17 protein-coding genes and 2 tRNA genes are annotated in these 17,935 nt (G+C 73.8%); 11 read left to right on the forward strand and 8 right to left on the reverse strand.

Going from position 1 to position 17,935, the window contains the following annotated elements; genetic code table 11:
• Window positions 1-167: 167 nt before the first annotated feature.
• Both RSE42_RS12495 and RSE42_RS12500 read right to left on the reverse strand, forming a co-directional pair.
• Window positions 168-1,208, reverse strand: a complete 1,041-nt coding sequence (locus RSE42_RS12495; protein WP_043654883.1) for an adenosine deaminase — start codon at window positions 1,206-1,208, stop codon at window positions 168-170.
• A gap of 113 nt (window positions 1,209-1,321) precedes the next feature.
• Entirely contained in the window at window positions 1,322-2,212 is an 891-nt protein-coding gene (locus tag RSE42_RS12500) for an SDR family oxidoreductase (protein WP_342804074.1), read from the reverse strand.
• A gap of 237 nt (window positions 2,213-2,449) precedes the next feature.
• Between RSE42_RS12500 and RSE42_RS12505 the strand changes: the two genes are divergently transcribed.
• Entirely contained in the window at window positions 2,450-3,394 is a 945-nt protein-coding gene (locus RSE42_RS12505; RefSeq protein WP_114552891.1) for an alpha/beta fold hydrolase, read from the forward strand.
• Entirely contained in the window at window positions 3,391-3,834 is a 444-nt protein-coding gene (locus RSE42_RS12510) for a MarR family winged helix-turn-helix transcriptional regulator (RefSeq protein WP_114552892.1), read from the forward strand. The genes RSE42_RS12505 and RSE42_RS12510 overlap by 4 nt, the downstream gene beginning before the upstream one ends.
• A 176-nt stretch (window positions 3,835-4,010) precedes the next feature.
• Here RSE42_RS12510 and lpdA read toward each other — a convergent pair whose 3' ends face one another.
• Complete coding sequence (gene lpdA, locus RSE42_RS12515) at window positions 4,011-5,417, reverse strand: dihydrolipoyl dehydrogenase (RefSeq protein ID WP_034654525.1); 1,407 nt, start codon at window positions 5,415-5,417, stop codon at window positions 4,011-4,013.
• Between the two features lie 255 nt (window positions 5,418-5,672).
• Between lpdA and RSE42_RS12520 the strand changes: the two genes are divergently transcribed.
• The 3 genes from RSE42_RS12520 to RSE42_RS12530 all read left to right on the forward strand — a co-directional run bounded on the left by RSE42_RS12520 (window position 5,673) and on the right by RSE42_RS12530 (window position 9,023).
• The gene (locus tag RSE42_RS12520; protein WP_415296454.1) at window positions 5,673-6,659 is read left to right on the forward strand and encodes a DUF808 domain-containing protein; all 987 of its coding nucleotides are present in this window, start codon (window positions 5,673-5,675) and stop codon (window positions 6,657-6,659) included.
• 36 nt (window positions 6,660-6,695) lie between these two features.
• Window positions 6,696-8,003 (forward strand): hemolysin family protein, encoded by a 1,308-nt coding sequence (locus RSE42_RS12525; protein ID WP_137281022.1) that lies wholly within the window; start codon window positions 6,696-6,698, stop codon window positions 8,001-8,003.
• Window positions 8,004-8,111: 108 nt separating this feature from the next.
• Complete coding sequence (locus RSE42_RS12530; RefSeq protein WP_415296457.1) at window positions 8,112-9,023, forward strand: LLM class flavin-dependent oxidoreductase; 912 nt, start codon at window positions 8,112-8,114, stop codon at window positions 9,021-9,023.
• Between the two features lie 196 nt (window positions 9,024-9,219).
• On the opposite strand, the gene leuD is transcribed toward RSE42_RS12530, so the two are convergent.
• Together leuD and leuC are read right to left on the reverse strand one after the other, a co-directional pair.
• On the reverse strand, window positions 9,220-9,858 hold the full coding sequence (gene leuD, locus RSE42_RS12535; protein WP_034654518.1) for a 3-isopropylmalate dehydratase small subunit: 639 nt from the start codon (window positions 9,856-9,858) through the stop codon (window positions 9,220-9,222).
• 57 nt (window positions 9,859-9,915) lie between these two features.
• Entirely contained in the window at window positions 9,916-11,397 is a 1,482-nt protein-coding gene (gene leuC, locus RSE42_RS12540; RefSeq protein WP_074809932.1) for a 3-isopropylmalate dehydratase large subunit, read from the reverse strand.
• 161 nt (window positions 11,398-11,558) lie between these two features.
• On the opposite strand from leuC, the gene RSE42_RS12545 reads away from it, so the two are divergent.
• The 3 genes from RSE42_RS12545 to RSE42_RS12555 all read left to right on the forward strand — a co-directional run bounded on the left by RSE42_RS12545 (window position 11,559) and on the right by RSE42_RS12555 (window position 13,587).
• Window positions 11,559-12,278 carry an IclR family transcriptional regulator gene (locus RSE42_RS12545; protein ID WP_034654517.1) on the forward strand — a complete coding sequence of 240 codons (720 nt, stop codon included), beginning with the start codon at window positions 11,559-11,561 and terminating at the stop codon, window positions 12,276-12,278.
• 176 nt (window positions 12,279-12,454) lie between these two features.
• Window positions 12,455-12,622, forward strand: coding sequence for a hypothetical protein (locus RSE42_RS12550; protein ID WP_163187158.1), 168 nt, complete (start codon window positions 12,455-12,457; stop codon window positions 12,620-12,622).
• 2 nt (window positions 12,623-12,624) lie between these two features.
• Complete coding sequence (locus RSE42_RS12555) at window positions 12,625-13,587, forward strand: PH domain-containing protein (RefSeq protein ID WP_415296459.1); 963 nt, start codon at window positions 12,625-12,627, stop codon at window positions 13,585-13,587.
• Between the two features lie 195 nt (window positions 13,588-13,782).
• Here the strand turns inward: RSE42_RS12555 and RSE42_RS12560 are convergent.
• Window positions 13,783-13,855, reverse strand: a tRNA-Glu gene (locus RSE42_RS12560).
• Between the two features lie 100 nt (window positions 13,856-13,955).
• Window positions 13,956-14,027: transfer RNA gene (locus tag RSE42_RS12565), tRNA-Gln, on the reverse strand.
• 202 nt (window positions 14,028-14,229) lie between these two features.
• Between RSE42_RS12565 and RSE42_RS12570 the strand changes: the two genes are divergently transcribed.
• Both RSE42_RS12570 and RSE42_RS12575 read left to right on the forward strand, forming a co-directional pair.
• The gene (locus RSE42_RS12570) at window positions 14,230-15,009 is read left to right on the forward strand and encodes a class I SAM-dependent methyltransferase (protein ID WP_043656645.1); all 780 of its coding nucleotides are present in this window, start codon (window positions 14,230-14,232) and stop codon (window positions 15,007-15,009) included.
• Window positions 15,006-15,653 carry a hypothetical protein gene (locus RSE42_RS12575; RefSeq protein WP_043656671.1) on the forward strand — a complete coding sequence of 216 codons (648 nt, stop codon included), beginning with the start codon at window positions 15,006-15,008 and terminating at the stop codon, window positions 15,651-15,653. Before RSE42_RS12570 ends, RSE42_RS12575 begins: the two co-directional genes overlap by 4 nt.
• 9 nt (window positions 15,654-15,662) lie before the next feature.
• Here RSE42_RS12575 and RSE42_RS12580 read toward each other — a convergent pair whose 3' ends face one another.
• Complete coding sequence (locus RSE42_RS12580; RefSeq protein WP_415296462.1) at window positions 15,663-16,586, reverse strand: LysR family transcriptional regulator; 924 nt, start codon at window positions 16,584-16,586, stop codon at window positions 15,663-15,665.
• A gap of 69 nt (window positions 16,587-16,655) precedes the next feature.
• Here RSE42_RS12580 and RSE42_RS12585 point away from each other — a divergent pair, with 69 nt between their 5' ends.
• Window positions 16,656-17,921, forward strand: coding sequence for a YeiH family protein (locus tag RSE42_RS12585; protein ID WP_415296464.1), 1,266 nt, complete (start codon window positions 16,656-16,658; stop codon window positions 17,919-17,921).
• Window positions 17,922-17,935: the final 14 nt, after the last annotated feature.

Below are 17,935 nucleotides of genomic sequence, written 5' to 3' on the forward strand. Positions count from 1 at the left end.
GACACGTTACTCCCCGGTACGTCCGCGCGGGACGAGCGCCCAGAACCGCGAGACAGAGCCTCGGCCGCCCGAGGTAGAGCCCCGGTCCCGCGAGGTAGAGGCGTGGTCGTGACCACGCCTCTACCTCGGCGGACCAAGGCTCTACCTCGGCGGGGCGGGTGGCCGGGTCAGACGGCGGTCGCGTCGAACGCCGCGACGTACCGGTCGATCTCGGCGAGGTAGGCCGCGCGCTGCGAGTCGCCGAGCCACGACGCCTCGAACGAGTTCCTCGCGAGCTGCACGACCTCCTGCGTCGTGAGGCCCGCCGCCTCCGCGAGCGCGACGTAGTTCTCCGCGACGTAGCCGCCGAAGTACGCCGGGTCGTCGGAGTTCACGGTGACGCGCACGCCCGAGCGCAGCAGGCCGGCGATCTCGGTCGCCTTCATGTCGTCGGTGACGAACGAGTTCGAGATCGGGCACGTCGTGAGGCCCAGCCCACGCTCGCGCACGACGTCGACGAGCGCCGGGTCCTCCACGACGTTCGTGCCGTGGTCCACCCGGTCCACGCCGATCTCGTCGAGCACGGTCCGGATGTTGTCGATGCTGCCGACCTGGTCGATGTCGCAGTGCATCGTCAGCCGGTACCCGAGCTCGCGGGCGCGCGCGAACACGTCCGCGAACTTCTGCGGCGGGTTGTCGCGCTCGTCGGAGTCGAGCCCGACGCCCAGGATCTTGTCGCGGAACGGCACCGACGCCTCGAGCGTCTCGGCCGCGCTCTGGGCGGAGTGGTCGCGCAGGAAGCACAGGATGAGGTGCGCGTCGATGCCGTGCTTGCTCGGCGCCTCGGCCGCGGCGCGGTGGTACCCGGTGACGACCGCCTCGAACGGCACGCCCCGCGACGTGTGCGCCTGCGGGTCGAAGAACATCTCGGCGTGCTTCACGCCGTCCGCCGCCGCGCGGGCGAGGTAGGCGTCGGCGAGCTCGTAGAAGTCGTCCGCGGTCTGCAGCACCTCCATCGCCGGGTAGTACACGGCGAGGAAGCTCGTCAGGGAGTCGAACGCGTACGTCGCGCGCACCTCCTCGACCGTCGACTGGCCGATGTCGATGCCGTTGCGCTGCGCGAGGCGCAGCTTGAGGTCGGGCTCGAGCGTGCCCTCCAGGTGCAGGTGCAGCTCGGCCTTCGGCAGGCCGGTGACGAACTCGCGGGTGGGCGTCGTGGGCGCGGGCATGGGTCTCCTTCTCGGTCGGTGTCCCCCGGGACCATCTTCTCCCGCGCACGACGACGGCGGCGCACCCGGGTGGGGTGGCCGCCGCCTGGTCGCGCCGGGGACGGGAGAACCCGTCAGAGCAGCCGACCGCCGGTCACGCCGATGCGGTCGCCGGTGATGTAGCTCGACTCCTGCGAGGCGAAGAACACGTACGCCGGCGCGAGCTCGGCGGGCTGCCCGGCGCGGCCGAGCGGCGTGTCGGCACCGAACTGCTCGACCTTCTCCTCGGGCATCGTGGCCGGGATGAGCGGCGTCCAGATCGGCCCGGGCGCCACGGCGTTGACGCGGATGCCCTCGGGCGCGAGCTGCTGCGCCAGCCCCTTGGTGAAGTTGAGGATCGCCGCCTTGGTGCTGGCGTAGTCGAGCAGCGGAGGGCTCGGGTCGAACGCCTGGACGGAGGTCGTGTTGATGATCGCGCCGCCGCTGGGCAGGTGGTCGAGCGCCGCCTGCGTGATCCAGAACAGCGCGTAGACGTTCGTCTTGAGGACCCGGTCGAGCTGCTCGGTCGTGATCCCCCGCAGGCCCTCGTCCTGCGCCATCTGGTACGCGGCGTTGTTCACCAGCACGTCGAGCCCGCCGAGGCCCGCGACGGCGTCCGCGACGAGCTGCCGGCAGAACGCCTCGTCGCGGATGTCGCCCGGCAGCAGCACGGCCGTGCGGCCCGCGTCCTCGATCCACCGGGCCGTCGTGCGGGCGTCCTCCTCCTCTTCCGGGAGGTACGAGATCGCGACGTCCGCGCCCTCGCGCGCGAACGCGATCGCGACCGCCCGGCCGATGCCCGAGTCGCCGCCGGTGATCAGCGCCCGCTTCCCGTCGAGCCGGCCGGACCCCCGGTAGGTGGTCTCCCCGTGGTCCGGCTCCTGCGACATGTCGCCCGTGCGTCCCGGCGGCTGGAGCTGGTCGGCGGGCTGCTCCGGCTGCGGCTCCTGCGTCGTGGGGTCCTGCGGCGTGGTCTGGTCGGACATGAGCAACTCCCCTGTCGTCGTTCGGCGGAACGTCCAGCATGGGGGCGTCCGCGCGCGCTCGCAGCGCGCCCGCCCCGTGCGCCGACGACGAGCGCCCTGGTCCGCCGAGACCGGACCCACGCGGTACGCGAGCCCGACGGCCTGCAGAGCCCGGCCGCGAGCTGCTCGTGCACCTCTCGCTCGCGCCGCGTCAGCGCACGCACGACCTCACCCACGGAGCCCGCTAAGGTACTTCGCATGCGAAACGACAGCCCGGCGACGGTGGGCTCCGACGAGCTGCGGATCCAGATCCCGGCGGGCGGCTGGGTCGTCGGCACGGTGCGCAAGCCCGCCGAGGAGTCCCCCCGCGGTGTCGTGGTGATCCACCCCGCGACGGCGGTCCCCGAGCGCCTGTACACGGGGTTCGCGGAGTTCCTCGCCACCCATGGGTATGTCGCCGTCACCTACGACTACCGCGGCACGGGCCGGTCCGGCAGCCCCCGCGACCACCGCGGCCTGCGCATGCGCGACTGGATGGCCGACGACGTCCCCGCGGTCGCCGCGTGGGCCCGCCCGCGGTTCGGCGACGTGCCCCAGCTCGCCGTCGGGCACAGCATCGGCGGGCACGCGCTCGCGCTCGGCAAGGGCTCACGGGGCCTGGCCGGGTTCGTCACGGTCGCGTCCCACGTCGCCGCGACGTCCGCGATCCCCGACCGCGCCGAGCGAGCGCGCGTCCGACTGATCCTGCGGGCGCTCGGCCCCGCGACGGCCCGGGTGCTCGGCCACGTCCCCGGCCGTCGTCTGAGCCTCGGGGAGGACATGCCCGCCGCCGCGATGCTCGAGTGGAGTCGCTGGTCGACCATGCCGGGCTACTTCTTCGACGACCCGACCATGCGCGCCGCCGCGGACGCGGCACGCGTCACGGGCGACGTCCTCGCCGTCGGGTTCACCGACGACCCGTGGGCCACCCCCGCGCAGATCGGCGCGATCACCGACCGCCTCACGGCCGCCCACGTCGAGCGCCGCACCTGGAGCCCCGCCGACGGCGGCGTGGAGGCGATCGGCCACATGGGCTTCTTCCGCCGCGGCCTGCGCGACACGCTCTGGCCCGAGCTCCTCGCCTGGCTCGACGCGCGCGCCGCGGCCGCCCCGTCGCAGCAGGACGGGAACGTCCACTTCCCCGCCAGGAAGCCGCGACGATGACGGGCCGCCCGCCGCGGCTGGTGTTCCTCACCACCGCGGCGGAGCGCCAGATGCGGCGCTGGATCGCGCGCCGCGGCAGCGCGCGCACGACCGGGGACGGCGGCCCGGGACTCGGGGCCGCCGCCGCCGGCGTGCTGCTGCACCTCGCCACCCACCCCGGCGCGACGATCGGCGAGGTGACGGCCGCGCTGCAGGCCTCCCCCGCCGGCACCAGCGGACTGCTCGCCCGCATGGAGCGCGCGGACCTCGTGCGCCGTCGCCCCGACCCCGACGACCGCCGCACCGTCCGCCTGGACCTCACGCCCACCGGCACCGCGGCGCTCGACGACGTCCGCGCCGCGCTCGCCGAGCTGAACGACCGCCTCACCGAGGGCTTCACCCCCGACGAGCTGGTCACCGTCGCCCGATGGCTCGAGCACGTGACGCGGACGCTCGCCTAGCGGCACCGGCGGATCGCCCGGCGGACCGTCCGCCTCCCCGGCGAGGGCGCGCGGGGGGGCACGTTCGTCCCCAGGCGCACGCACGCCCGCCGGACAGCACGAGGCCCGGACCTGAGACAAGCAGGTCCGGGCCTCGGCTCGGGTGGTCGCCCGCGCGGGCGACCGCGTCTGACGGGTCAGAAGTTGATCATGTGCCCCGCGAGGCCGTGGATCGACTCCTGGACGGCCTCGGATAGCGTCGGGTGGGTGTGCACGTTGCGCGCCACCTCGTTGACCGTGAGGTCCCACTTCTGCGCGAGCGTGAGCTCGGGCAGCATCTCGGAGACGTCGGGGCCGATGAGGTGGCCGCCGAGGAGCTCGCCGTAGGTCTCGTCGGAGATGAGCTTGACGAAGCCGACCGGGTCGCCGAGGCCGTGCGCCTTGCCGTTCGCCATGAACGGGAAGGTCGCGACCTTGACCTGGTAGCCCTCGTCGCGCGCCTGCTGCTCGGTGAGGCCGAAGCTCGCGACCTGCGGCTGGCAGAACGTCGCGCGCGGCATCATGCGGTAGTCGCCGAGCGTGAGCGTCTCGGCGCCGCCGATGGTCTCGGCCGCGACGACGCCCTGCGCCTCCGCGACGTGCGCGAGCATGAGCTTGGCGGTGACGTCGCCGATGGCGTAGATGTGCTCGACGTTGGTGCGCATGACGTCGTCGATCGCGATGGCGCCGCGCTCGGTGAGCTGGACGCCGGTGTTCTCCAGGCCGAAGCCCTCGACGTTGGGCGCGAAGCCGACGGCCATGAGGACCTTGTCGACGACGAGCTCGCCCGGCTTGTCGTCCTTGACGCCCTTGTAGCTGACGGTGACGCCGTCGGCGCCGTTGTCCTTGACCGTCTGGACGGCGGTCGAGGTGAGCAGGTTGACGCCGAGCTTCTTGTACTGCTTGGCGATCTCCTTCGACACGTCGGCGTCCTCGTTGGGCAGCGCGCGGTCGAGGAACTCGATGATCGTCACGTCCACGCCGTAGTTCTTGAGGACGTAGGCGAACTCCATGCCGATCGCGCCCGCGCCGACGATGGCGATCGAGCGGGGCAGGTCGCGCGTGAGGATCTGCTTCTCGTACGTGACGACGTTCTCGGACAGCTCGACGCCCGGGAGCAGGCGTACCTTCGAGCCGGTCGCGATGATGACGTTGTCGAACGTCACCTGGTCGGTCGAGCCGTCGGCGAGCTTCACGTCGAGCGTGTGCGCGTCGCGGAACGTGCCGCGGCCGTCGTACTCGGTGATCTTGTTCTTCTTCATGAGGAAGTGCACGCCCTTGACGCGCCCCTCCGCGACGGTGCGCGAGCGGTCGAACGCCGCGCCGAAGTCGAAGCTGACCTCTCCGGAGATGCCGAAGGTCTTCGCGTCGTGCTGGAAGATGTGCGCGAGCTCGGCGTTGCGCAGGAGCGCCTTGGACGGGATGCAGCCCACGTTGAGGCACACCCCACCCCAGTACTTCTCCTCCACGACCGCGACCGACAGACCCAGCTGGGCTGCACGGATCGCGGCCACGTAACCACCGGGACCTGCACCGAGGACGACGACGTCGTAGTGGGATGCCATGGCCTCAAGCCTACTGGCGCAGCATCGGCCGTGGCGCGCCCGCGTGCGCGACGTCCGCCACACCGCCGGGGCGCCGAGCACGGGGTGGGCGACCGGAATCGCCTCGATCCGGTCGCTGGTCCCGTGCTCGGCGCCCCGGCGGGTGCGGTCCTGCGACGCGTGGTGGGGGCGGAGTCGCTACGATGCTGCGGCCGCGTCCACTCGACCAGCGGGCCCGTGCGCGGCGACACGGGCCGGCGCACGGAGCACCCACCCATGGCCTTCGGACTCGCTGCCCTCCTGGACGACATCGCGGCGTTCGCCAAGCTCGCGGCCGCCTCGATCGACGACGTCGGCGCGGCCGCCGGGCGTGCGAGCGCGAAGGCGACGGGCGTCGTCATCGACGACACCGCCGTCACGCCCCGCTACGTCGAGGGCCTGGCGGCCAAGCGCGAGCTGCCGGTCATCAAGCGCATCGCGACGGGGTCGCTGCGCAACAAGCTGCTCTTCATCCTCCCGGCGATCCTGCTGCTGAGCCAGTTCCTGCCCTTCCTGCTCACGCCGCTGCTCATGCTCGGCGGCACGTACCTCGCGTTCGAGGGCGCCGAGAAGGTGTGGGAGCTCGTCTCGGGGCGGCACCACGCCGAGGTCGAGACGAAGACCGAGAAGAAGGCGGTCGACGAGGACTCGGTGGTGTCGAGCGCGGTCCGCACCGACTTCATCCTCAGCGCGGAGATCATGGTCATCGCGCTCAACGAGGTCGCCTCGGAGAACTTCTGGTCGCGTCTGATCATCCTCGTGATCGTCGCGATCCTCATCACGGTCCTCGTCTACGGGGTCGTGGCGCTCATCGTGAAGATGGACGACATCGGCCTGCACCTCGCGAAGCGCGACACGCCCTGGGTCCAGTCGTTCGGGCGCGGGCTCGTGAGCGCGATGCCGAAGGTCATGTCCGTCATCTCGATCGTCGGGATCGTCGCGATGCTCTGGGTGGGCGGCCACATCCTGCTCCAGGGCACGTACGACCTCGGCTGGCACGGCCCGTACGACGTCGTGCACCACCTCGAGCACGCGGTGACCGGGGTCGCGGGCGTGGGCGGGTTCCTCGGCTGGCTCGTCAACACGGCGTGCTCCGCCGTCGTCGGGATCGTGGTCGGCGGCGTCGTGGTCCTCGTGGCGCACCTGATCCCGCGCCGCAAGCACGGCGAGCCCGCCACGACCGAGCCGACGACGCCGGACGGCCCGGCACCGACCGCCGGCTGAGCCCACGCCGGGCCGAGCGGCCTGGTTGGATGAGGCATGGACTCCGGCACCTGGACCAACATCGGCCTCGTCCTGCTCTTCATCCTCGTCGGCGGCGTCTTCGCCGGGACCGAGATCGCGCTCGTCTCGCTGCGCGAGAGCCAGGTCGCCCGCATCGAGAAGCAATCGGCGCGCGGCGCCCGGGTCGCGGCGGTCGCGCGCGACCCCAACCGGTTCCTCGCCGCCGTGCAGATCGGCGTCACCGTGGCGGGCTTCTTCTCAGCCGCGTACGGCGCGTCGACGCTCGCACCGGACCTCGCGCCCGCGCTCGAGGACCTGGGGCTGTCGAGCGGGCTCGCGGACACCGTCGCGCTCGTGGGGCTCACCCTCGTCATCGCCTACCTCTCCCTGGTGCTCGGCGAGCTCGTGCCCAAGCGCATCGCGCTGCAGCGCTCGGCGGGCGTCGCGCTCGTCGTCGCCCCTCCCCTGGACCGGTTCGCGACCCTCATGCGGCCCGTCATCTGGCTGTTGTCGCGCTCGACCGACGGCGTCGTGCGGCTGCTCGGCGGCGACCCCTCGGCGCGCAGCGAGGAGATGAGCGAGGAGGAGCTGCGCGAGATCGTGCTCGCGCACGAGTCGCTGCCCGAGGACGAGCGCCGCATCCTCGACGACGTGTTCGCGGCGGGCGACCGCTCGCTCGCCGAGGCGATGACGCCGCGCGGCGAGGTCGCGTTCCTCGCGGCCGACACCCCCCTCGCGGACGCCGCCGAGACGGTCGCGGCGGGCCCGTACTCGCGCTACCCGGTGACGGGCGACGACTTCGACGACGTCGTCGGGTTCCTCCACGTGCGCGACCTCCTCGGCCGGGACTGCCCCGACCACCCGCCGACGGACCCGACGACGGGGCGCGCCCTCACCGTGCGCGACGTCGTGCGGCCCATCCTCGCGCTGCCCGCGACGAACACCGTGCTGCCCGCGATGTCGCAGATGCGGCGCGAGGGCGTGCACATCGCCGTCGTCGTCGACGAGTACGGCGGCACCGACGGGATCGTCACGCTCGAGGACCTCGTCGAGGAGCTCGTGGGCGACATCCGCGACGAGTACGACGCCGACGAGCCGTCGCCCGCGCGCGAGCACGGCGCGACGACGAGCGTGGACGCCGGACAGACGATCGAGGAGTTCGCACGCCGCACGGGCGTCGAGCTCCCCGACGGCCCGTACGAGACCGTCGCCGGCTTCGTCCTGGCGCAGCTCGGCCGCCTCGCCGTCGTGGGCGACCACGTCGACGCGGACGGCTACCGGCTCACGGTGACCGACGTCGCGCGGCGGCGCATCGTGCGCGTCGACGTCGTCCCGCTCCCCTGACCGCTGAGCGCACGACGCTGAGTGCGGGAAACAGTCGCGTCCCGGCACCTCGCGCGCGACTCTTTCCCGCACTCAGCGGTGTGGGTGGGGCCGCGTAGTGTCGGGTGGATGAGCGCAGCGACGACGGGGACAGGGTCGGGGATCAAGGTCGGGGTGGTCGGGAGCTTCGGCTCCGCCGCCCAGGTGCTGGAGATGGCGGTCGGGACGGAGGACGCCGGCTGGGACGGGTTCTTCTCGTGGGACGGGCTGAGCCTGCTGTCCATGCCGGTCGACACGTTCGACCCGTGGGCGGTGCTCGCCGCGGCGGCGGTCCGGACCGAGCGGATCACGCTGGGCGCGATGGTCTTCGCGCTCCCCCGCCGCAAGCCGTGGGAGGTCGTGCGCCAGGCGCTGACCGTCGACCACCTGTCGGGCGGTCGCCTCGTGCTGCCGGTCGGCGTCGGTGTGCTCGACGACGGCGGCTTCTCCGCCGTGCCGGGCCAGCAGCAGTCGCTGCGCGAGCGCGCGGAGCTGCTCGACGACGCGCTCGCCTACCTCGACCGCGCATGGACCGGCGAGCGGTTCACGTTCGAGGGAACCCACGTGCGGACGGGGGAGATGCAGTTCCTGCCGCGCCCGGTCGAGCGCGCCGTCGTCGGCCACCACGTGCCGGTCTGGCCGGTCGGCGTGTGGGACGCCGAGCGCCCGCCGGTGCGCTCGCTCGACCGCACCCTGCGCGCCGACGGGATCGTGCTCCAGCTCCGCGGCGACCGCGGCTTCGACGTGCCCACGCCCGACGACGTCTCCGCCCTCGTCGGCTGGCTCACCACGCGTCGCGCCGAGCTGGGCCTCGACGCGGCCCGGCCGTTCGACGTCGTCGTCCAGGGCGAGCTCCCGGCGGACCGCTCCGCGGCGGCCGACCAGCTCGCCGGCCTCGCCGACGCCGGAGCGACCTGGTGGGTCGAGTCCCGCTGGAACCCCGAGACCGCGACCCCGGAGTCGCTGCTCGCCGCGATCAATGCGGGCCCGCCCCGTCCCTGAGCAGGGACGGGGCGAGGCGACGCACGCACGGGCTCGGCCGCGCGACGTGTCGGCGACACGATCACGGGCGGGCTCTGGGGTGGTGACGACGGGTCGTGGCGGGCCCGGCGGGAGCAGGGCGAGGGACGAGCCCTGCGGATGGTAGACCCGTCGTCACCACCCCAGAGCCCGCCCCCGGCCCCGCGTCGCAGAACCGTTAGCCGACGGGCCGCGCCGCCTCGATCTCGACCTTGGGCAGCGTCTTCGCCGGCAGCGTCTTCGGGCGCCACGACGCGCGCGTCGCCTCGAACGCGGAGATCTCGTCCTCGTGCTGGAGCGTGAGGCCGATGTCGTCGAGGCCCTCCATGAGGCGCCAGCGCGTGTAGTCGTCGATCTGGAACGGCACGGTGACGTCGAGCGCCGACGCGGTGCGGGCGACGAGGTCGACCGTCACCTCGGTGCCCGGGTTGGTCTCGAGGATCTTCCAGAGCAGCTCGACGTCCTCCTGCGCGACGATGCCTGCGACGAGGCCCTGCTTGCCGGAGTTGCCGCGGAAGATGTCGGCGAAGCGCGACGCGAGGACGACGCGGAAGCCGTAGTCCTTGAGCGCCCAGACGGCGTGCTCGCGCGACGAGCCGGTGCCGAAGTCGGGCCCGGCGACGAGCACGGAGCCCGCACGGTAGGCGTCCTGGTTGAGGACGAACGTGGGGTCGCCGCGCCAGGCGGCGAACAGCGCGTCCTCGAACCCGGTGCGCGTCACGCGCTTGAGGTAGACGGCGGGGATGATCTGGTCGGTGTCGACGTTGCTGCGGCGCAGCGGGACGCCGACGCCGGTGTGGGTCGTGAACTTCTCCATGGCAGGAACCTCTTCGGGTCTTCGGGGCGACGAGTGGGGCAGCGCGGCGCGGTTGGCTCAGACCTGCACGAGGACGCGCGGGTCGAGCGGCGCGAGCGGCGTGCCGTCGAAGGACGTGATGTCGGTGCCCTCGGGCAGGTCGAGGTCGCTCAGCGAGGAGAGCGTCCCGCGCAGCGCGGTGGCGGCGGCGACGAGCGGCGACACGAGGTGCGTGCGCCCGCCCTTGCCCTGGCGGCCCTCGAAGTTGCGGTTCGACGTCGAGGCGGCGCGCTCGCCCGGCTGGAGCTGGTCGGGGTTCATGCCCAGGCACATCGAGCAGCCGGCGTTGCGCCACTCCGCGCCGAAGTCGAGGAAGATCTGGTCGAGGCCCTCGGCCTCGGCCTGGAGGCGCACGCGCGCGGACGCCGGGACGACGAGGACGCGGACGCCGTCGGCCTTCTTCTTGCCCTGCACGACCTTCGCGACCGAGCGCAGGTCCTCGATGCGGCCGTTGGTGCACGACCCGATGAAGACCGTGTCGACGGGGATCTCGCGCAGCGGCTGGCCGGGCGTGAGGCCCATGTACTCGATCGCGCGCTCGGCGGCGACGCGCTCGTTCTCGTCCGCGATCTGCTCGGGGACGGGCACGGTCGCGGAGATGGGCAGGCCCTGACCGGGGTTGGTGCCCCACGTGACGAAGGGCTCGAGGTCGGACGCGCGGAGCGTGACCTCGGTGTCGAACACGGCGTCGTCGTCGGAGCGCAGCGTGCGCCAGTACTCGACGGCCGCGTCCCAGTCGGCGCCCTCGGGCGCGTGCGGGCGGCCCTTGAGGTACTCGAACGTCGTGTCGTCCGGGGCGATCATGCCGGCGCGCGCGCCCGCCTCGATCGACATGTTGCAGATCGTCATCCGCGCCTCCATGGAGAGCTTGCGGATGGCCTCGCCGCGGTACTCCAGGACGTAGCCCTGGCCGCCGCCCGTCCCGATCTTGGCGATGATCGCGAGGATGATGTCCTTGCTCGTGGCGCCGGGCGGCAGCTCGCCGTCGACGTTGATCGCCATGGTCTTGAACGGGGCGAGCGGGAGCGTCTGCGTGGCGAGCACGTGCTCGACCTCGGACGTGCCGATGCCGAACGCGAGCGCACCGAACGCACCGTGCGTCGAGGTGTGCGAGTCGCCGCACACGACCGTCAGGCCGGGCATGGTGAGCCCGAGCTGCGGCCCGACCTGGTGCACGATGCCCTGGTCGGCGTCGCCGAGCGAGTGGATCCGGACACCGAACTCGCGCGCGTTGTTGCGCAGCGTGTCGATCTGCGTGCGGCTCGTGAGGTCCGCGATCGGCAGGTCGATGTCGAGCGTCGGGGTGTTGTGGTCCTCGGTCGCGATGGTGAGGTCGGGGCGGCGGACCGGGCGGCCCGCGAGGCGCAGCCCCTCGAACGCCTGGGGGCTGGTGACCTCGTGCACGAGGTGGAGGTCGATGTAGAGGAGGTCGGGCGACCCGTCGGTGCCTCGTCGCACCAGGTGCGCGTCCCAGACCTTCTCCGCCAGCGTGCCGGCCATGTAGCTCATCTCCTCGTCGTCTGTCACGGTCCTCCTGGGGGGTACGGAGAGCCGCCTGGGTCGATGGTCCGCCGTCCGGCATCCTGCCGGTGAAGACGTCCAGCGGGTGGAACATCCGTGCCGGACTTGCATCTCAGTGCGTGAGACGTCAATATCGACCTATGGACAATACTAGCGGAGTCGGAGTGCTGGACAAGGCGGCCTCCGTCCTGGGCGCCCTGGAGTCCGGACCTGCCACCCTCGCCCAGCTCGTCACGGCCACGGGCCTGGCCCGCCCGACGGCGCACCGCCTCGCCGTCGCCCTCGAGCACCACCGCATGGTCGCGCGCGACATGCAGGGCCGGTTCGTCCTCGGCCCCCGGCTCAACGAGCTCGCGACCGCGGCCGGCGAGGACCGCCTGCTCGCCGCCGCGAACCCCGTGCTGACGGCGCTGCGCGACCACACGGGCGAGAGTGCCCAGCTCTACCGCCGCCAGGGCGACCACCGCATCTGCGTCGCGGCCGCCGAGCGCCCCGTCGGCCTGCGCGACTCGATCCCCGTCGGCGCGACGCTCACCATGAACGCGGGCTCCGCCGCCCAGGTCCTCCTCGCGTGGGAGGAGCCGGACCGGCTGCACCGCGGGCTGCGCGAGGCCGTCTTCACCGCCACGATCCTCTCCGGCGTCCGACGCCGCGGGTGGGCCCAGTCCGTCTCCGAGCGCGAGCTCGGCGTCGCGTCGGTCTCCGCGCCCGTGCGCGGCCCGTCCGGCCGGGTCGTGGCCGCCGTCTCCATCTCGGGCCCGGTCGAGCGCCTGAGCCGCCAGCCCGGGCGGCTGCACTCCGGCTCGGTCGTCGCCGCCGCGAACCGCCTCACCGAGGTCCTCCGCCGCGCCGGCGAGTGAGCCGACCGACGCCGGCCCGCACCGGGCCGGCGTCGGCGTGCCGCGGGCCGCAAACGGGACGCGCCCTGTCAAAATGTCCCCGGCTGCTGCCATGCTGTGCGTGCCCGACGCCCGGACAGCGCAGCGGTCGCGGGGGCGACCGCTGACCGTCCGATCCCGAGACACGAGGAGTTCCGATGCACCCGAAGCTGAAGGCCGCCCTGATCTGGGTCCTCGTGATCTTCGCCGTGTACGCGATCGTCACGAGCCCGGACCGCGCGGCCGACATCGTCGAGGGCATCTGGGACGTGATCGTCGGGGCGTTCCGCTCGATCGGCCAGTTCTTCAGCTCGCTCCTGGACTGACCGTGGCCCGCGGCGGACCTCGCAGCAGGATCCTGGACCGCTACGTGCTCAACGGCGAGCGGGTCGTCATCGCGACGCGCCACCACTGGGGGATGCTCGTCGAGCCCGTCGCGACGACGGTCGCGGGCGCGGTCGTGATCGCCTGGCTCGTCGTGCAGGCCGGCCCCGCGGTCGGCGACGGCGTGCTGGTGCTGTGGTGGCTGTGGCTGATCCTCGCCGCCCGCCTGGTGTGGAAGGTCTTCGAGTGGCGCAACGAGTGGTTCGTCGCCACGGACAAGCGCCTGCTCCTGCTCTACGGCCTCATCACGCACAAGGTGGCGATGATGCCGCTGACCAAGGTGACGGACATGAACTACGGGCGCTCGCTCGTCGGGCGCGTGCTGGGCTACGGCCAGTTCCTGCTCGAGTCCGCCGGGCAGGACCAGGCGCTGCGCCAGATCGACTGGGTCGCGCACCCGGATCGGACCTATCGCCTGCTGTGCGACACGCTGTTCATCCCGGGCGTCCGACCGGGCGGAGCGCCGGTCGGCCCGGGCGGGGCCGCCGCGACGACGGGTGGTGCGCTGCCCGCGACCGTGCCGCCGCCCGCGCCACGCCCGCCGCAGCCTGCCGAGCCGCCTCCGGTCGAGCCCGCGCCCGCGTGGGACGGGCGCAGCCCGGCCGCCACGACCCCGCCTCCCCCGGCACCGCTCCCGACGGACCCGCGGGTCGTCGTCGTGCCTGGCCGGTCCGCCGGCGCGTCGAGCGGGCCCACCCAGCCGATCCCCGTGACCGGCGACGCTCACGCGGCGCGGGACACCGTGCGTCCCGCCGGCCGGCAGGCGGGCCCTGGCGAGGACGAGCAGGGCTGGACGGTCTCCGGCGAGCACCGCGCGACGTACGTGCCGGTCACGCCCCCACGGCCGTCGTCGACGCCCATCCCGAAGCCGTACGAGCCCGGACCCGGGCGCGACGGCGCTCCGTGACCCGACTGCACCACCCACCACCCGACAGCACAGGCTCCGACGCCGACCCCGCGGGGTCTCGCGCGCCACGCGACGTGCGTCACACCGGGCATCGGCCACGGCCCGTCGTCGATCGACGCGCGGGCATCGGGCGTCGGGCATCAAGAAGAAACGACGAAGGCCCGGTCACCGTGATGGTGACCGGGCCTTCTTCTGTACCCCCAACGGGATTTGAACCCGTGTTACCGCCGTGAGAGGGCGACGTCCTAGGCCGCTAGACGATGGGGGCCTGTGGAGCTTCGTACCGTTTCCGGTCCGTTTCTCCGGTGAGAACTCTACCTCATGTTTCTCGCGGTCTTGACCGCGAGCTCCAGAGCCGGAGCTCTTCGCTGGGGTACCAGGACTCGAACCTAGACTAAGTGAACCAGAATCACTCGTGCTGCCAATTACACCATACCCCAAGGGGGTAACCGATCCGCGTCGGGAAGCCGGGACGACGAGTCATAGACCCGTCCCCTGGCTCCCTCCCGTGGAGGTCCCACCGGCCGAGAACATTACCGGACATGCCGACGCGGACCAAATGCGCTCCGCGCGCCCGAGCGGCCCGGCGACGCGCGCGTCCTGCGGTCGACGGGCACGGCCGCCGTCTGGCACCGTCGGGGCATGAGCCCTGGAGACTCCCTCGACCCCGGTTCGCGCGCCGACCGGGCCGCGTCGTTCGAGCACGGTGCCGCGCAGTACGCCTCCACCCGGCCGTCCTACCCGGACGCGGCCGTCGACTGGCTCGTGCCCGACGGCGCGCACCGCGTCCTGGACCTCGCCGCCGGCACCGGGAAGCTCACGGAGCGGCTCGTCGCGCGCGGCCTCGAGGTCGTCGCCGTGGAGCCGTCGGACGCGATGCGGGGCCGTCTCGCGGAGACCGTCCCCGAGGCCGAGGCGCTCCCCGGATCGGCGGAGGCCGTCCCGCTGCCGGACGCGAGCGTCGACGCCGTGCTGGTCGCCCAGGCGTGGCACTGGTTCTCCCCCGCGGCCCAGCCGGAGATCGCGCGCGTGCTGCGGCCCGGCGGCCGGCTCGGCATCGTGTGGAACGTCCGGGACAGCTCGGTGGACTGGGTGGGCCGGTTCACCGAGATCATCCACCGGGGTGACACGCTCGAGCACAGCTACCGGGAGCCCGCGCTCTCCGAGCGCCTCTTCACGACGCCCGAGCACCGCACGGTGCCGTGGGCCGACCGGGTCACCACGTCCTCGCTGCGCCCGCTCGCCGCGTCGCGCAGCTACCTCCTGACCCTCCCGCCGGCGCGGCGCGAGGAGCTGCTGGACGAGATCGACCGGCTCGTCGCGACCCACCCCGACCTCGCCGGCCGCACCGAGGTGGATCTCCCCTACCTCGCCCAGTGCTGGCGCGCGGACGTGCGCCCCGACGCACCGGGCGCAGCATGAGCGGCACGGGCGCACGCGGCACGATCACGGGCGACGACGTCCGGGTGGCCGTCCGATGGCTCGCCGACCGCCTCGTGGACCAGCCCGTGTCGGCGTTCGACGCGCAGGCCGGTCCGGTCCGCTGGTCGTGCTGGACGACGACGGAGCACGTCGTGGACGACCTCCTCGCCTACGCGCTCCAGCTCGCGGCGCTCCCCGCGCTCGCGTACGTGCCGCTCGTCGGGCCCAAGGGCGAGGGCGAGATCGCGCACGTCGACCGCGCGGCCGGGACGGCGGGGCTCGTCGAGGCGCTCGTCGGCGGCGGGGAGCTGCTCGCGACGCTCGCCGAGACGCGGCCCGCGGGCGCGCGCGCCTTCCACCCGTACGGGGTCTCGGACGCCGACGGCTTCGCGGCGATGGGGGTCGTCGAGGTCCTCGTGCACGGCCACGACGTCCTGCTCGGGCTCACGGACGCACCCACCCCGTTCCCCCCGGGTCTGGCGGCCCGGGCGCTGACGCGCCTGTTTCCCGACGTCGAGACGGGTCCGGACGAGGGCCCCGACGCTGTGCTCCTCTGGGCGACCGGCCGGGACGAGCTCCCGGGTCGGCCCCGGCGCACGCGCTGGCGCTGGGACGCGAGCGTGCGCGCGGACACGCCGGGCTGAGCCGGCCCGTCAGCCCGACGCCGCGGCCGCAGCCGCCGCGATGCGGCGCGCGGCCGAGGAGAGCGCCGTGCCGTCCTTCCAGACCATCCGCAGCCGGCGGTCCAGCTCGAGCCCCGGCACCGCGACCCGCACGAGAGCGCCCCGCGCGACGTCGTCGGCGACGGCGAGGCTCGACAGCACGGCGACCCCCCCGCCGTGCTGCACGGCCGTCTTCAGCGCCGCGGTGGAGCCGAGGTAGGGCAGGTGGTCCGGCAGGCGCTCGCCGAGCGCCGCGAGGCCGCGCTCGAGCGTCTCGCGCGTGCCCGAGCCGCGCTCGCGCACGACGAGCCCCCCGGACAGCAGCTCGTCGACGCGCACGGCGCTGCGGCGCGCCCAGGGATGTGCGGGGCCGACGACCACGACGAGCCGGTCGTGCGCGACGGTGCGGCTGCGCAGCCCGCGCCGCAGCGTCGCGCTCTCGACGAACCCGAGCTCCACGCCGCCGTCGAGCACGAGGTCGGTCACCTCGCGGGAGTTGCGGACGACGAGCTCGACGTCGGGAGCCCCGCCGCCCGGCGCCCCCTCGAGCGCGAGCCGCGCGAGCCAGCGCGGCGCCAGGTACTCCGCGACCGTGAGGCTGGCCGCGACGCGCACCCGGGCCGCCGGGGCGTCGCGCAGCGCCGCGACGGAGGTCTCGAAGCGGTCGGAGGCCTCGATCACCTCGCGCGCCCACGCCGCCGTCGCGCGGCCGGTCTCGGTGAGCCGGGACCCGCGCGTCGTGCGCTCGAGGAGGTCGAGGCCGAGGCGGCGCTCCAGCGCGCGCAGGCCTGCCGACGCCGTGGGCTGGGCGACGCCGAGCGCGCGGGCCGCCGCGCTGATCGACCCGTGCGAGTCGGTCGCGACGAGCAGCTCGAGCGCGGAGAGGGACGTCCTGTCGCGGGCGGTCGAGGCCATAGACCCACTCTATGCCTCGCGAGGGAAGTCGCTCTTCTGCCGCCGCACCGGCCGCAGCACGCTGGAAGCATGACCCAGCCTGCACCTCCCTCGGCCCGCACGGAGGCCCTCGCGACCCGAGGCGTCCCGGCGGTCACGGCCGCTCCCCCGGCGCCCGCACCCGACCAGCGCCCCGACGCACCGCGCGGACCGCGCGGACCGCGCGCGCTCGTCCCCGGGCTCGTCCTCGTGGGCGCGGCGACGCTCCTCGTGCTCGCGGGCGCGCGCCTGGTCCCGACGGTGTCCCCGCTCGTCGTCGCGCTCGTCCTGGGCGCGCTCGTCGCCCCGGCGCTCGGCCGGCTCGCGACGACCCGGCGGGGCGGGGCAACGGTCGCCGCCACGCGTCCCGGCGTCGCGTGGACGTCGCGCGTCGTGCTCCGGGTGGGCGTCGTGCTTCTCGGCTTCCAGCTCTCGCTCCCGGAGGTGCTGGGGCTGGGCTGGCGCGGGCTCGTCGTCGTCACGACGACGCTCGCCGTCACCTTCGCGGGCACGCTCGCGCTCGGCCGCGTGCTGCGCGTGCCGCGCGTGACGACACTGCTCGTCGCGACCGGCTTCTCCGTGTGCGGGGCCGCCGCGATCTCCGCGATGCAGGGCGTCGTGGACCGGCCGGGTCGCACGCCCGACGAGGTGCGCGAGGACGACGACGGCGTCGCCACCGCGCTCGCGCTCGTCACCGTCTACGGCACCCTCGCGATCGTCGTGCTGCCCTGGCTCGCAGGGCTGCTCGGGCTCACCGACGACCGGGCCGGGCTCTGGATCGGCGCGAGCGTCCAGGAGGTCGCGCAGGTCGTCACCGCGGCCGGGACGATCTCCGCGCCGGCGCTCGCCACCGCGACGGTCGCGAAGCTCGCGCGCGTGGCCCTGCTCGCGCCGCTCGTCGCCGTCGCCGGGGTCGTCGTGGCCCGCGGGGCCCGACGCGCGGCGTCGGCGCTCGCGACCACGAGCGCGCTCGGGGCGCCGGGCGCTGCGCCGTCGACCGGTGCGGAGGACGGCGTGTCCCGCGGCGTGGGCGCGGGTGCGGAGGCCAAGAAGCGACGCGTCGCCCCGGTGCCGTGGTTCGTCGTCGGGTTCGTCGCGGCGGTGGCGCTCCGCAGCCTCGGGGTGGTGCCCGCGCCGGTGCTCGCCGTCCTCGTCACGGCCTCGACGCTCGCGTTCGTCGCGGCGATGTTCGCCCTCGGGCTCGGCGTGGACGTGCCGACGCTCGTGCGCACCGGGCGGCGGTCGCTCGTGCTGGGCGCCCTCTCCGCGGTGCTCGTCACCGCGACGGCCCTCGTGGGCGTCCTGCTCCTCGCCTGACCGCCCCGCGAGGA

The sequence above is a fragment of the Cellulosimicrobium sp. SJTW-1 genome (assembly GCF_047716875.1).
GTDB lineage: Bacteria > Actinomycetota > Actinomycetes > Actinomycetales > Cellulomonadaceae > Cellulosimicrobium > Cellulosimicrobium funkei.